This is a genomic window from Bradyrhizobium sp. 2TAF24 (assembly GCF_052115025.1).
Lineage (GTDB): Bacteria > Pseudomonadota > Alphaproteobacteria > Rhizobiales > Xanthobacteraceae > Bradyrhizobium_A.
The window spans coordinates 37,388-51,786 of sequence record NZ_JBFRFW010000024.1; the positions used below are offsets into that span (position 1 = coordinate 37,388).

Here is a 14,399-nt window from a genome sequence, read left to right on the forward strand (position 1 = left end):
CGATCAAGACCAATCGCGCGGTCAGTGCAGCGACTGGGTATAGACGAATTTCGGCATGCGCCAGCCGAAACGCAGCGCCAGCAGGCGCAAGGACAGCCCGACCAGCATCGCGAAGACGATGATGATGTCGTGGGGAATGCCGGTGTGCAGGCCCGCGATATAGATGCCGCCGGTCACCACCGAGACGGTGGCATAGAGCTCGGCCCGGAACAGCAGCGGAATATCGGTGCAGAGAATGTCGCGCAGCACGCCGCCGACACAGCCGGTGATCATCCCCGAGGCGATGACGATCACCACCGGCATCTGCAGGCCGATCGCGACATTGCAGCCGATGACGGTGAAGACCACCAGGCCGACGGCATCGAGGAACAGGAACAGCCGCCGCAGGTGATGCATGTAGCGGGCGATGGCGATGGTCGCGAGCGCCGCGGCGCCGGTGATCAGCAGGTAGGACGGATGCTCCACCCAGGACAGCGGATGGCGGCCGAGCAGCACGTCGCGGACGGAGCCGCCGCCGAGCGCGGTGACGCAGCCGAGCAGGCAGACCCCGACCCAGTCCATCTCGCGCCGGCCGGCCGCCAGCGCCGCCGTCATCGCTTCGGCAATGATGGCGACGAAATAGAGGATTTGAAACAGCAGCGCGGATTCCATAGCCGCGCCGGTCACGACCGCGCTGCGGAGCGCAAGGCACATGCCTCACACGCGACGGTATTTTTCATCCAATTGCGAAGTCTCACGCCAATGCCCGTTCCTGACGACCGCCAAGCCCACCCCAACGTATCGTCCCGCGCGCGGGAGGAAAAGGCTGGATCGGTGCGGACGTGGCGACGTCAGCCGCGCGTGACGGCGAAGGCGACATCGACGATCACGAGCTCGGCCGCCTGCATCATCATCGGGGGGCCCACCCGGGCCTTCCTGTGTCCAGGCTAGGGACCGACGGCGACGAGCGCCGCCTTGCGAAAATCGGTATTCTTCGTTTCACGCTCGGTGGGCTTGAATTCGCCGAGCTTGGCGCCGGCGACGACAGAGAACATGACGAAGCCACCCCTCTTGCGGGGGAGGATGAAATATTCCGAAACGGCGACACGCTCGGAGTCCTCGCATGACGACATGCCGCGGAAGACGACGTCGCTGTCGACCAGTTCACTGTTGCGCGCCGACGCGAACTTGCCCTTGCAGTCCTTGGCATCGCCGGCGACGATCGCAGAGGCGACGTCGAGCCCCTTGATGCCGTCCTGAGCGGGAATGATACGCACAAAACCGAGGGCGTCGTCGGCGCGCCAGGCGGCGCCGTTCGATGCGAGCGCCACCGGCGTCTCGGCGCGCGACAGCACCTTGGCGTTCTTGAGCGAGGCCTTCATGATGAAGTTCGATGCGAGTTCGAGTGCCTCGATCTGCAGCTCTGGAGACGACGCACCGCCGGCATCGGGGCGCAAGCTGCTGCCGACGCGCGGCGGCGGTGCTGCGGCCGCGACGGCGGGCTTGGGCTGCGGCGCGCTGAAATTGGTTGCAGCGGCCAATCCGCCGTCGTTGATGGTCTTCACGCAGCGCACCAGCGCCGGCAGAACCTGAGCGGTGCCGTTCAAGGAAAACTGAAACAGATTGCCCTCAGCGAACGCCGACATCGTTCGCGCGCCACGAAACTGCGTGATCAGCGCCGAATTGTCCGGCATGTCCACAGACACCAAGCTTCGCCCGATGATGCGTCCCGTGACATTGAACGGCTGCCGGCCATCGAAGGTGAGCACGATCGGAAACTGACCTCCAGGATTCAACTGCCAGGCCTCATTACCGAACCCCAGCCGCCATGCGAGGTTTTGAGTCACCATGATCACGACACTGATCCCGCTCTTGTAGGACGCCGTGACGATGCAGCCGGTAAACTGGCCATTGTTATCATCCGTATAGCCACCGCCGGACCAGCCGGCGACACGGATGGAGCCGTAGGGCCCGCCGGCAGACGCGGGCATAGCTGCGCTCATGAAAGCGGCCAGCACCAGAACCAGTTTTGAAAGCCTCATCACTCACTCCCCAGCGGCACTCCCTAGGATTCCGCAACCTCCGGTGGAGTGCAAGACGTATGTCCGAGAACGTCGGAAAACATTTTCCGATGAAGATGTTACGACCGGCGCTCTCGCGTGCGGGGCATGCACCTGCCGCTCTCGGGTGAAAGGCAGGCGTCTTTTGATCAATGCCGGTGCGTGCGCCCCAACGCCCCGACATACACATCCACCAGCTGCGCCACCTGCTGGCGCAGCAGCGGCGCGGGGACGGCGATGAGACGATCCTCGAGACCGAGCGAGACGATGCCGTGCACCGCCGAGAACATGGTGCGTGCGAGCAGCGCGACTTCGTCCGCCGGCGCCGCCGGCAGCAGCGCGGCCAGCGGCGGATACAGCAGCGCGAATGTTTCCTGCACGCGGTCGAGCAGGTCCTGCGGGAACGGCCGGTCGCCCTCCATGCGGTGCTCGAACAGCGCGCGCAGCAGGTTGGGATGGGCGGCGGCGAAATCCAGATAGGCCGCGCCGAGCGCATGGAGGTGCCGCGCCGGATCGGGCGCGGTGATCGCCGCCATCACCGCATGCAGCGCGCCCACGGTCTGCCGGCTGACCGCGAGCACGAGGCCGTCGAGATCGCTGAATTCCAGATACACCGAGCCGACCGCACAGCCGGCGGCGGCAGCGACGTCGCGCACCTTCAACGCGCGCAGGCCGTTGTCCGCGATCAGGTCGCGCGCGGTGTCGCGCAGCTGCCGGCCGCGCGCGCTCAAGTCGTCCTGCGGGACCTCACCGCCCCTCGGCATTCCTGTGTCCGCGGTCATCGATCACGAATCCGTGACTTATGAGCATCGCTCTTGAGCGATGCTCATAAACTTGCTACATCCATCTTGTGAACAATGTTCATGCCTGGGAGACAGCTATGACGCAAGCTCTTCTGATCCAGTTCCCCGCCTCGACCCTGTCCCATCGCGGCACCAGCCGCGGCCTGTGGCAGCGTCTTGTCCAGTCCATCCGGGACCGCGTGATGGCCCCGATCGACCGCCTGGCACGGGCGGCCGATGTCGGCCATGTGCTGGAGGAGCGCACGGCCGGCCGGCCGCGCGCCCGCGCCGTGTTCCGGCTGCGCAACCTGTCGCCCTGCGCCGGCTTCAAGCACCTCAAGCATCTCACCTGAGGGCCGATCGCGGGGATCGGCGCAACGCTCCGTTGACGATCCGCACGCACCTCGCGGCCTGCCACCGCCCTTCTCATCGAAAGTTAAGAACTTTCGGCGGCATGATTGCGACTCATTGCCGAAGGCAGGCGCACGCCCGCACCGCTGCGATTGTCGCCACCCCGCTCGACCGCTTCCGCACGTCAGCCGATTTCAAGTCTGCAAGGACCTTTCCATGATCAAGGATCTGATGACATCCCGGCGCTTCGCCCCGCTGTTCTGGGCGCAGTTCTTCTCGGCGCTGAACGACAACTTCCTCAAGAACGCCCTCGTCATCCTGATCCTGTTCGGAGCCGCGACCGGTCATGGCGATTCGCTGGTCACGGTCGCCGGCGCGGTGTTCATCTTCCCGTTCTTCGTGCTCTCGGCGCTCGGCGGCGAGATCGCCGACAAGTATCCCAAGGCGCTGATCGCGCGGCGGCTGAAGTTCGCCGAGATTTTTGCAGCGGCCTTCGCCGCCGCCGGCTTCTTCCTGCACTCGGTGCCGCTGCTGTTCGTCGCGCTCGGCCTATTCGGCATCGTGGCGGCGCTGTTCGGCCCGGTGAAGTACGGCATCCTGCCCGACCAGCTCTCCACCGGCGAACTCGCGACCGGCAACGCCCTGGTCGAGGGCGCGACCTTCCTCGCCATCCTCGGCGGCACCATTGGCGGCGGCCTGTTCGTGTCGGAATCGAGCCATCCCGGCTATGTCTCCGGCGCGGTGGTGCTGCTGGCGATCGCCTGCTGGCTGTCGGCGCGCCAGATCCCGGCGACGACGCCGGCGGCGCCCGATCTCACGATCACCCGCAATCCGCTGACCTCGACCCTGCGGCTGCTCGCCTCGCTCAAGGCAGAGCCGCGGCTGTGGGATGGCATGATCATCGTGTCGTGGTTCTGGCTGGTCGGCGCGGTGGTGCTGTCGCTGCTGCCCGCCGTGATCAAGGCCAGCATCGGCGGCACCGAGGGCGTGGTGACGCTGTGCCTCACCGTATTCGCGGTCGGCATCGCCACCGGCTCGCTGGTCGCCGCCCAGCTCAGCCATGTCCGGCCGAACCTCGCGCTGGTGCCGCTCGGCGGCATCGTGATGGGCCTCGTCGGCCTCGACCTCGCCTGGACCATCGGCCATGCGGCGGCAGGCAACGACATCCATCCGCTGGCGTTCGCGACCAGCGGCACGGGCCTCCACATCCTCGTCGACTTCTTCATCTTCGCCATCGGCGGCGGCCTGTTCGTGGTGCCGTCGTTCGCGGCGGTGCAGGCGTGGTCGGCGGCGGCGGAGCGCGCCCGCGTCATCGCCGCGGGCAACGTGATGTCGGCGGCATTCATGGTGGTGGCCTCGCTCGGCGTCGCGCTGCTGCAGTCGGCGGGCCTCGCGGTGGCCTGGATCTTCTTCGGCCTTGCGGTCGCCAGCTTCGCCGTCACGGTGTTCGTGATGCGCAAGTGGGGCGAGGCCGGCGTGCGCGACCTCGGCGCGCTGCTGTTCAAGGCGCTGTTCCGTGTCGAGGTGCGCGGCCTGGAGAATCTGCCGCCAGCCGGTACGCGGATGCTGATCACGCCGAACCATGGCAGCCTGATCGATGGCCCGCTGCTGCATGCGGTGCTGCCGATCGATGCCGCGTTCGCGGTCGATACCGGCATCGCCAAGGCGTGGTGGGCCAAGCCCTTCCTCAAGATGATCCGTCACTACACCATGGACCCGTCGCGGCCGCTGGCGACGCGCGACCTCGTGCATCTCGTCAGCCGCGGCGAGCCGGTGGTGATCTTCCCCGAGGGCCGCGTCACGGTCACCGGCAGCCTGATGAAGGTCTATGACGGCGCCGCCATGATCGCCGACAAGGCCGACGCGGTGGTGGTGCCGGTGCGCATCGACGGCGCGCAGCGCTCTTATCTCGGCTATCTCTCGAACGGCCAGGCCAAGCGGGTGTGGTTTCCCAAGATCACCATCTCGTTCCTGCCGCCGGTGAAATTGCCGGTCGACCCGGCGCTGCGCGGCAAGGTGCGGCGCATCCAGGCCGGCGCCGCGCTGCAGGACGTGATGATCGACGCCATGGTCAAAACCGCGATGCTCGACCGCACGCTGTTCGAGGCCCTCGTCCATGCGAGGAAGCTGCACGACACCGGCAGGCCGATCATCACCGACGCGCTGGGCACGGCGCTGACCTACGGCAAGCTGATCCTCGGCGCCCAGGTGCTGAGCCGCAAGCTCGAGGACGGCACGGCGGTCGGCGAGAATGTCGGCGTGCTGCTGCCGAACTCGGCCGGCGTCACCGTGGTGCTGATGGCGCTGCAGACCATCGGCCGCGTGCCGGCGATGCTGAACTTCTCGGCCGGTCCGGGCAGCGTGGTCAGCGCCATGACCGCGGCGAAGGTGCGCACCGTGCTGACCTCGCGCGCCTTCATCGAGAAAGGCAAGCTCGACAAGCTGATCACCGCGATCGGCGCCGCCGCGCGCGTCGTCTATCTCGAAGACATCCGCGCGACGGTTACCACCCGTGACAAGCTCATGGGCCTGCTCGACGGCAGCAAGCCGCGCGTGCGCCGCAAGGCCAACGATCCGGCGGTGATCCTGTTCACTTCAGGCTCCGAAGGCACGCCCAAGGGCGTGGTGCTGTCCCACCGCAACATCCTCGCCAACGCCGCGCAGGCGCTGGCGCGGGTCGATGCCAACGCCAACGACAAGGTGTTCAACGTGCTGCCGGTGTTCCACTCGTTCGGTCTCACGGGTGGCCTGATGATGCCGCTGCTGTCGGGCATTCCGATCTTCATGTACCCCTCGCCCCTGCACTATCGCATCGTGCCCGAGCTGATCTACCAGACCGGCGCGACCATCCTGTTCGGCACCGACACCTTCCTCACCGGCTACGCCCGCTCAGCACATCCTTATGACTTCCGCACCCTGCGCCTCGTGCTCGCCGGCGCGGAAGCCGTGAAGGAGCGCACCCGGGCCATCTACATGGAGCGCTTCGGCATCCGCATCCTGGAGGGCTATGGCGTCACCGAGACCGCGCCGGTGCTGGCGATGAACACGCCGATGGCGAACCGCCCCGGCACGGTCGGCCGGCTGTCGCCGCTGATGGAGTACCGTCTCGATGCGGTGCCCGGCATCGAGGACGGCGGCCGCCTGTCGGTGCGCGGCCCCAACGTCATGCTCGGCTACCTGCGTGCCGAAAATCCTGGCGTGCTCGAACCGCTGCCCGACGGCTGGCATGACACCGGCGACATCGTCAGCATCGATGGCGGCGGCTTCATCACCATCAAGGGCCGCGCCAAGCGCTTCGCCAAGATCGCCGGCGAGATGGTGTCGCTGTCGGCGGTGGAGGCGATGGCGTCAGTGCTGTGGCCGCAGGCACTGTCCGCGGCGGTGACGGTGCCCGACGCGCGCAAGGGCGAGCGCATTGTGCTGTTGACGACGCAGCGCGACGCCAGCCGCGAGGCGCTGCAGGCCCGCGCCAAGGCGACCGGCGCCTCCGAGCTGTCGGTGCCCGCCGATGTTCGCGTGCTCGACAAGATCCCGCTGCTCGGCTCCGGCAAGACCGACTATGTCGGCGCCACCGCGCTCGCCCGCGAACTCGCCGCGCCGCCGCAGCAGGTGGCGTAAGCGGGCGCGATATTGAGCCACGAGTCCTTCGCCCTCATCCCGAGGAGGCGACATCGTCGCCGTCTCGAGGGATGGGGGTGATACGTTGGGGCCTCATGGTTCTAGACGCGGCCGAAGGCCGCTCCTCACCATGAGGATTGAAGACCATCAGCCGTCGCGACTGAACCGTCCGCACCGAAGAAACGCCAGCGTCTGGTGGCCATCGCGCCGCTATGGGACGGACGGCCCCGGCTACGCGGGCTCAAAAATTGTATTCGACGCGCAGCAACGCTTGATGACGGGTGAAATGGGCAAGGTCGAGGAAGCCCGGCAGATCCGTCGCTCGGCCCGCCACCTGGATGTCCCAGGCCCCCGACACCGCCAGCGTCTTCGACAGCCGGACGAAGGTGGTCGGACCGACATAGAGCGCCTTGCCGGCGAGCGAACCGAGGCCGAGCCCTTCATACTTGCGGAGGTAGCGCGCTTCCGCACCGACAAACACGCCGGACGACACCTGCGTGGTCACGGCCCCCGCGACCGCCAGCGTCGAATCGTGCTGCCATATGCCGGTGCTGCGCAGGCGCGTCGCTTCCGGATCGTACACGACGTTGAGTGCAGCAAACACACGCTCCCTGATCACTTCACGGTCGAGTGCGACCGACAGCTCGCCGCCGAAATTGTCGACCGGCACGCCGCTGGTCTCGTCGGCCCGGCTCCAGTGCGGCTCGATACCGACCGTCAGGGCAAACGGGGCGTGCTCGCGATCCAGCAGACGATAGCGCAATTCGGCGACGACGCCGTTGAAGGCTGCGCCGTTACGGTCGTCGAGCCCGCTGACGCCGGAGATGCGCTGGTAGGCCACGGGGACGCCGACCTCGAACCGGATGTTGTCCACCGGCGAGGTTTCGAACCGCAACTGGTCGGTCAGGGCGGCGTAGGCGCCGTCACGCTTACCCCACTGCACGGCGGTCTGGTGCTCCAGCTCCTTCTCGCCGACCTCGCCGACGTCAGCCCCCGCGGTCAAACCGAAGATGAACTGGGTATCGATCCGCTCGCGTCCGCCCGGCTTGTCGTCTCCGGCCTCTTCCGCCCGGGCAAGCGACCATGCCGGCCAGAAAAGGCCGAGCAGCAGCAATGCACGGAGGATCGTCGCTCGCATCGGAGGAGTTAAATCTCTCCGCAGGGCGGCGATCAAGCTGTGAAATGTGACAGTTGCGCTCCGTCGGCTGCGCGGATCAGGGCCGCATCAGTTGGTCAGGTGCGCCTGGGTGACCGCGCGCTGGAACAGCGCATTCATGGCATCGCTGATGCCCTGCGTCGGGCTGACCTCGAAATAGAAGCCGGGCGACGCACAGGCCTGCATGTTCTGGGCGATCTCGCTGTTGGGCGACGGCCCGAACGGCCCCTGGTTGAAGGGGTCGATCCAGTTCATGTACCAGCCATTGGTCGGCAGCTGCAGGTAGGTGGTGTAGAGCACCGCGATCTTGATGCCGCGGCTCTTGAGCGCGGTGCAGTTGTCGACGTTCAGCGGCTCCTGGCACCGCCCACCGGTGGTCGGCTGCTGGCAGGACCAGGGATAATAGGCGTCCGCGACACCGTCGGAGACGAAGAACACGAACTTCTGCGGATCCGTCGCCCCGCCCGTGCCCGATGTCGGAATTGCCCCGTTCAGGGCCGAGAACACGCCGTCGAAATCGGTGCATTGGTCGTTGTTGTAGCCCTGCCAGGGAATGGTCATCAGGTCGATGCCGTTGGCCGCGGTCTTGGCGCTGACGAGGTTCGAGGTCAGCGGCGCGATCGTGGTCAGCGAGGTCGATGAGCAGGACGCGCCCAGAGTATAGATCGCCATGCGAAACTGGTTGGGCAGCGTCGCGGTGGCGGTCGCGGTATCCATCAGGTTCTGCGTCGCCTGCCGTACCACGTCGATCCGCATGGTGACGCCGGCCGTCTTGGCGATGTTGTAGTAGGTGTTGTTGTCGAGCTTGCTGTGGTTGCTGCTCTTGTAGATGTTGTGGCAGGCGAACGCACACTGGTCCGGCGTGGCGCTGACCATCATGTCGATATCTTTCTGCGTCGCAGCGACCCCCATCGACGGCGAGTTGTCGAGCAGCAGGTAGAAGTCGATATAGGGCGGCAACCCGACCTGGGCCGTCGCGGAGCCGTTCACGGTCATGGAGCTGACCCCCATGATCTGCATGAAGTTGGTCTGCATCACCCCTGACGCGGTGCCGGTCACGATGCGCCCGCTGGCATTGTCCTTGATGTCGAAGTTCGAGCTGTCCACGGTCACGCCATAGGTGGCGAGCTGGGCGTTTAACATGTTCGTCGCGTGGACCTTGACGATATCCGCGGGCAGGCTGGCCTCGGTCTTGCTGGTGGCCATCAGCACGGCGGCGTCGAGCGCGGTGGTGATCTTGGCGCGACGCTGGTTGTACAGCGAGTAGTCGATGGCGGCGCCGACGCACCCCAGCACAGGAATGATGGCAATGCCGAACAGCACGGCGACGTTTCCGCGCCGATCCTCGCAAAACCTGCGAAAGCTGCTGAAGATCGACATCCGTTGACCCCTGAACGCAATGAACAGGGCGGGAAACGTAGGCAACCATGCGTTAATAAACGGTAGGATGATCGTCGGGTTTTCAGGGGTTTCCCTGAGATTCGGGGCGATGGCGGTAAGTTTGCCCCGCCGGGCATGACGTTGTGCCCGCCCTGCGGCATAGCGCCGGGACAAACGCTGCACCGCGGTTGATCTGGATCAACAATCCAGGTCAACGGCACGCGGCGAACGCTTAAAGCGCCTCCGACATGCTTCTTCCGACGCGGATCAACCGGGACGGGCAGCGGATGAGAGTTGCACGACATGCCACAGACAGGCGGTATCTATTTGCAGGCGCCGCCGCGCTCGGCGCGACGATCGGCCTGTTCGCCTGTATCCCGCAGGTGACGACGCCGATGCTGGCCTGGCCGGCCGGGCTCGGCGCGATCGCCGCCGTTGTCGCAGGCCGCCGCGCCGGCCGGGGGTCAGGCGCAGCATGGCGGGTGCTGAACCGCCGCGACCGGCGCCTGATCGACCTCGCGCTTGAAAGCATTCCGAACGGGCTGTGCGTGCTCGACCGCCGCCGCCGGCTGGTCGTCGCCAACACCAGCTATGGCCGGACCTATGGTCTCACGGACCGGCATCTCGCCCCGGGCCAGCCGCTCGCCGACCTCATCGACGCCCACCTCACGACCGCCGGCTGCGCGCCGATCGATGCCACGCGCTTTCGCGCCTTCCGCCTCGCGGACGCCGATTCAGCCGGCGCCCGACGCGCGGTGATCACGCTCGCCAATGGCAGCATGATCGAGATCAGCCGGCACCCGATGGCCGACGGCGGCCTGATCGAGGTCCACAAGGACGTCACCGACACCCATCTCGCGGAGGCGCGCGCGGAAGCGGCGCGGCAGGAGCTGATCGAGCGGCAATATGCCATCGACCAGGCGGTCATCGTCGCGCTGACCGACGTGCAGGGGCGGATCATCTACGCCAACGACAATTTCTGCCGGATCAGTGGCTACAGCCGCGACGAGCTGCTCGGACAGAACCATCGCCTGCTGAAGTCCGGCATGCATCCGCCGACGCTGTTCCGCGAGATGTACCGGCAGATCGCCCGCGGCAGGGTGTGGCGCGGCGAGCTGTGCAACCGCGCCAAGGACGGCTCGCACTACTGGGTCGACACCGTGATCACGCCGCAGCTCGGCCCGGACGGCAAGCCGGTGGCCTACATGGCGATCCGCGTCGATGTCACCGCGCGCAAGCGCGTCGAGGCCCAGCTTGCCCATGCCGCGCGGCATGACGCGCTGACCGGCATCGCCAACCGCGCCGCCCTGCTGGAGCAGCTGGAAGCCGCGCTGCTCGACGTGCGCCGGCACAAAGGCACACAGGCGATCCTGCTGCTCGATCTCGACGGCTTCAAGCATGTCAACGACACGCTCGGCCATGCCGCCGGGGATGCGCTGCTGCGGCAGCTCGCCAGACGGATCGCGGCCATGCTCGGCAACGATGCATTCGTGGCGCGGCTCGGCGGCGACGAGTTCGCCATCCTGCAGGCGAGCGGGGCCGATCCGCACCAGGATGCCACCCGCCTTGCCAAACGATTGCTGGAGGTGGTGGCACGCCCCTTCATGCTGGAGGCCCAGGAGCTGACCATCGGCACCAGCATCGGCATCGCCTTTGCTCCGGCCAACGGCTGCAGCGCCGGTGAACTGCTGAAGAAGGCCGACCTCGCGCTCTACCGCGTCAAATCCGAGGGGCGCAACAATTACAGCTTCTTCGACGACACCCTCGGCGAGAAGGCGCGGACCCGGCTGAAGCTGACCGCGGACATGGCCGGGGCGCTGCGCCGCAACGAGTTCGAGCTGCACTACCAGCCGCTGCTCGATGTCCGCACCCGCCGCCTGTGCGGGCTGGAAGCGCTGGTGCGCTGGCGCCATCCGGAGGCGGGCCTGCTTGGCCCGGCCGACTTCATCGGCCTCGCCGAGGAGACCGGCTTCATGGCGCCGCTGGGGCGCTGGATCCTGCGGCAGGCCTGCATCGATGCCACCACCTGGCCGGACGACCTGCGCGTCGCGGTCAACCTGTCCGCCGCGCAGTTTCGCACCGGCAACCTGTTCGAGGCCATCACCGCCACGCTCGCCGAAACCGGACTGGCGGCGCGCCGGCTCGAGCTCGAGCTGACCGAGACGCTGCTGCTGGACAATCAGGAGCGCAATGTCGCGGCCCTGCGCCACATCAAGGCGATGGGCGTCAGCATCGCGCTCGACGACTTCGGCACAGGCTACGCCTCGCTGAGCTACCTGCTGATGTTCCCGTTCGACCGGATCAAGATCGACCGCAGCTTCACGCAGGACCTCGCCACCCGCACCGACTGCACCGCCATCGTCGCCTCGATCCTGGCGCTGGCGCGATCCCTCGGCATCGCCGTCACCGCCGAAGGCGTGGAGACGCGGGCGCAGTTCGAGCTGCTGCACGGCGCCGGCGTCGACGAGATGCAGGGCTTCCTGCTCGGCCGGCCGCGTCCACTGGCCGAGATCGAGCTCGACGCGCCGGCGCGGATCGCGGAGCCCATCCTCGCGGCGTAGCGCCACCGCGCCGTCGCGACGGCGGCCCGCTCAACCGATCGCGCCGATCCGCTCCAGCTCGGCGTGATCGAGGACATTGAGGACATTCTCCGACAGAACGCAGATGCGGCGATCGCGGAACATGCTGAGCACCCGGCTGACATGCACCGGCGTCAGGCCGACCGCGTCGGCGATCTGCTGCTGGCGCAGCGGCAGCGGATAGCGATGGTCGCGCACCACGCTGCGCGCGCTGATGCGGTGCATGAGATGAAGAAAGAGATAGGCGATGCGCTCGTCCGCCGAGCGCTGACCGAGCACGCCGGCCAGCTCGCCGGCGGCACGGCTCTCCTCGACGCAGCAGCGCCCGATGGCGCTCTGGATGCCGGGGCTGACCTTGCAGCGTGTCAAGATCTCCGAGCGCACGAAGCCGCTCAGCTGGATGGCGGTCACAGCCTTGGCGGAAAACTGAAACTGCTTGTCGAAGATGGTGACGACCGACAGCAGGTCGCCCGGCAGCAGGAAATTCAGGATCTGACGACGGCCGTCTGGCAGCTGCAGGAAGCGAAACGCCCAGCCGGTGCACAGCACGAAGACATCGCTGGAGCTCTGGTTGCGCGTCGCGATCTGCTCCCCGGCGCGGGCCGTGAGAAAGCGCTGCCAGTTGGGCGGCTCGTCAGCTGCGGACTGGTGTGACGGCTCCAGCAAAGCGCCGCAAAATCCCAACTCCCGGTTCGGGCAGGTGACACAAAGCGACGCGGATCTCATGCGAACGACGGGGACAATTGAATCACGACAGCTCTTGCGCGGGAGCGACAGCTCAACCTGCCGCAGGCATCATCCATCCGGGGATGCACAAAAGTGTTCAACATTTGACAGATCGTTGCAACAGCAATCTGTTCGGCTGAGACGGAATCGCCGGTGCGCAACCAGGATGACCACCGTTCGCGCACCGCGATCGCGCCTTGCGCGCGCAATCCGGACATCGCGCCGCGCACCGCTTAACCTGGATCAACAATCCAGATCAAACTGCACGTCGGGGATGTTAACCCTGCGGCCGTAGGTTGCAGTCATTGCTGATGCCGGCGTCATTGTTTTGCTTGTTCTTCGCCCGGCCGGACCCGCGCTCATCGCTCGACACATCCTATTGCTGGACGAGACGCCATGGCAGCCACGCCCGAAGCTGAAGTCGACCATCTCGATCCGGAGACACGCCTGCGCTTCATGCGCGTCGATCCGGATACCGGCCATTGCCTGCGCCTGTTCTGGGCGGTGGTCGAGCCGAAGCTGCCGGACATCCTCGATCAGTTCTACCGGCATGTCGCCGCGGAGCCGCGCCTCGCCGGCCTGATCGGCGCGGACATCCCGCGGTTGAAGACCGCCCAGGGCAATCACTGGCGCCGGCTGTTCAACGGACGGTTCGACGCGCGCTACATGCAGGGTGCGCGCAGCATCGGCGTGATGCACAGCCGGATCGGACTGGAGCCGCGCTGGTACATCGGCGGCTACAATTATGTGTTGGCGCGACTGACGACGCTCGCGGTCGAGCGCTATCGCTGGACGCCGCGGCGCCTGGCATCCGTCCTGTGCGCGACCCAGAGCGCGGTGATGCTGGACATGGATATCGCGATCTCGGTCTATCAGGACACGACGATGGCCGAACGCGCGGTTCGGCAGACCCGGATCGAGGCCGCGATCGGGCAGTTCGACGGCGAGGCACGCCTGCTGCTCGGCGGCCTCGGCGATGCGGCGAGCGGCCTGCAGCACACCGCCGACACGCTCGCATCCGGCGCCGAACGCGCCCTGCAGCAGTCCCACACCGTCGCGGCCGCATCCGAGGAAACGTCGTCGAGCGTGCAGACCATCGCCTCGGCGATGGAGGAGCTGACCTCGTCGGTCGGCGAGATCGGCCGCCTGGTCGCCGAATCCAGCCGCATGACGCGCACCGCCGTGGAGCAGGCCGAGAGCTCGGGCACGATGATGCAGAGCCTCGCCTCGGCCGCGCAGCGGATCGGCGACGTCGTCAACCTGATCACGTCGATCGCCGCCCAGACCAACCTGCTGGCGCTGAACGCCACCATCGAGGCGGCGCGCGCCGGTGAATCCGGCAAAGGCTTCGCCGTGGTCGCCCAGGAGGTCAAGGCATTGGCGGCGCAGACCGCGAAGGCCACCGACGACATCAGCCAGCAGGTGCAGTCGATTCAGGAGGCGACGGCGCGCTCGGTCGGCGCGATTGGAAAATTCGGCACCACCATCGGCGCCATGGACGAGATCGCCACCGCTGTGGCCGCAGCCGTCGAGCAGCAGGGCATGGCGACATCGGAGATCGCCCGCAACCTGCAGGACGCGGCCAAGGGGACACAGGACGTGTCCAGCAACATCGCCGGCGTCAGCCAGATGGCCGGCGAAACCGATCGCACCACCGCCCAGCTGCGCGACGCGGCACAGACGATTTCCCGGCAGTCGACGGATCTGCACCACCAGGTAGAAGCGTTCTTCGCCGCGATCCGCGCGGCGTGAGCCCCGCGGGCGTCGT

10 protein-coding genes are annotated in these 14,399 nt (G+C 66.9%); 4 read left to right on the top strand and 6 right to left on the bottom strand.

The window, feature by feature from the left end:
• Positions 1–21: 21 nt before the first annotated feature.
• The 3 genes from AB4Z37_RS28640 to AB4Z37_RS28650 form a co-directional block, all read right to left on the bottom strand.
• Positions 22–651 (bottom strand): trimeric intracellular cation channel family protein, encoded by a 630-nt coding sequence (locus AB4Z37_RS28640; protein WP_441520160.1) that lies wholly within the window; start codon positions 649–651, stop codon positions 22–24.
• Positions 652–926: 275 nt separating this feature from the next.
• A complete protein-coding gene (locus tag AB4Z37_RS28645) occupies positions 927–2,021 on the bottom strand; it encodes a hypothetical protein (RefSeq protein WP_441520113.1) in 1,095 nt (364 codons plus the stop codon).
• Positions 2,022–2,188: 167 nt separating this feature from the next.
• The gene (locus tag AB4Z37_RS28650; protein WP_441520114.1) at positions 2,189–2,803 is read right to left on the bottom strand and encodes a TetR/AcrR family transcriptional regulator; all 615 of its coding nucleotides are present in this window, start codon (positions 2,801–2,803) and stop codon (positions 2,189–2,191) included.
• Positions 2,804–2,919: 116 nt separating this feature from the next.
• Here AB4Z37_RS28650 and AB4Z37_RS28655 point away from each other — a divergent pair, with 116 nt between their 5' ends.
• Positions 2,920–3,174, top strand: coding sequence for a hypothetical protein (locus AB4Z37_RS28655; protein WP_441520115.1), 255 nt, complete (start codon positions 2,920–2,922; stop codon positions 3,172–3,174).
• A 214-nt stretch (positions 3,175–3,388) separates the two neighbouring features.
• Positions 3,389–6,790 carry an acyl-[ACP]--phospholipid O-acyltransferase gene (locus AB4Z37_RS28660; RefSeq protein WP_441520116.1) on the top strand — a complete coding sequence of 1,134 codons (3,402 nt, stop codon included), beginning with the start codon at positions 3,389–3,391 and terminating at the stop codon, positions 6,788–6,790.
• 241 nt (positions 6,791–7,031) lie between these two features.
• Here the strand turns inward: AB4Z37_RS28660 and AB4Z37_RS28665 are convergent, their stop codons facing one another.
• Together AB4Z37_RS28665 and AB4Z37_RS28670 are read right to left on the bottom strand one after the other, a co-directional pair.
• Positions 7,032–7,928, bottom strand: coding sequence for a hypothetical protein (locus tag AB4Z37_RS28665; RefSeq protein ID WP_441520117.1), 897 nt, complete (start codon positions 7,926–7,928; stop codon positions 7,032–7,034).
• Positions 7,929–8,015: 87 nt separating this feature from the next.
• Complete coding sequence (locus AB4Z37_RS28670; protein ID WP_441520118.1) at positions 8,016–9,326, bottom strand: TadE/TadG family type IV pilus assembly protein; 1,311 nt, start codon at positions 9,324–9,326, stop codon at positions 8,016–8,018.
• 287 nt (positions 9,327–9,613) lie between these two features.
• On the opposite strand from AB4Z37_RS28670, the gene AB4Z37_RS28675 reads away from it, so the two are divergent.
• On the top strand, positions 9,614–11,887 hold the full coding sequence (locus AB4Z37_RS28675; protein ID WP_441520119.1) for a putative bifunctional diguanylate cyclase/phosphodiesterase: 2,274 nt from the start codon (positions 9,614–9,616) through the stop codon (positions 11,885–11,887).
• A 30-nt stretch (positions 11,888–11,917) separates the two neighbouring features.
• On the opposite strand, the gene AB4Z37_RS28680 is transcribed toward AB4Z37_RS28675, so the two are convergent.
• Positions 11,918–12,571, bottom strand: coding sequence for a Crp/Fnr family transcriptional regulator (locus AB4Z37_RS28680; protein WP_441520120.1), 654 nt, complete (start codon positions 12,569–12,571; stop codon positions 11,918–11,920).
• A 456-nt stretch (positions 12,572–13,027) separates the two neighbouring features.
• Here AB4Z37_RS28680 and AB4Z37_RS28685 point away from each other — a divergent pair, with 456 nt between their 5' ends.
• On the top strand, positions 13,028–14,383 hold the full coding sequence (locus tag AB4Z37_RS28685; RefSeq protein WP_441520121.1) for a protoglobin domain-containing protein: 1,356 nt from the start codon (positions 13,028–13,030) through the stop codon (positions 14,381–14,383).
• Positions 14,384–14,399: the final 16 nt, after the last annotated feature.

Bases quoted from the DNA above. Each gene is read 5' to 3' on its own strand.
- AB4Z37_RS28640 (WP_441520160.1), bottom strand. From the start codon at position 651: ATGGAATCCGCGCTGCTGTTTCAAATCCTCTATTTCGTCGCCATCATT.
- AB4Z37_RS28645 (WP_441520113.1), bottom strand. From the start codon at position 2,021: ATGAGGCTTTCAAAACTGGTTCTGGTGCTGGCCGCTTTCATGAGCGCA.
- AB4Z37_RS28650 (WP_441520114.1), bottom strand. From the start codon at position 2,803: ATGCCGAGGGGCGGTGAGGTCCCGCAGGACGACTTGAGCGCGCGCGGC.
- AB4Z37_RS28655 (WP_441520115.1), top strand. From the start codon at position 2,920: ATGACGCAAGCTCTTCTGATCCAGTTCCCCGCCTCGACCCTGTCCCAT.
- AB4Z37_RS28660 (WP_441520116.1), top strand. From the start codon at position 3,389: ATGATCAAGGATCTGATGACATCCCGGCGCTTCGCCCCGCTGTTCTGG.
- AB4Z37_RS28665 (WP_441520117.1), bottom strand. From the start codon at position 7,928: ATGCGAGCGACGATCCTCCGTGCATTGCTGCTGCTCGGCCTTTTCTGG.
- AB4Z37_RS28670 (WP_441520118.1), bottom strand. From the start codon at position 9,326: ATGTCGATCTTCAGCAGCTTTCGCAGGTTTTGCGAGGATCGGCGCGGA.
- AB4Z37_RS28675 (WP_441520119.1), top strand. From the start codon at position 9,614: ATGAGAGTTGCACGACATGCCACAGACAGGCGGTATCTATTTGCAGGC.
- AB4Z37_RS28685 (WP_441520121.1), top strand. From the start codon at position 13,028: ATGGCAGCCACGCCCGAAGCTGAAGTCGACCATCTCGATCCGGAGACA.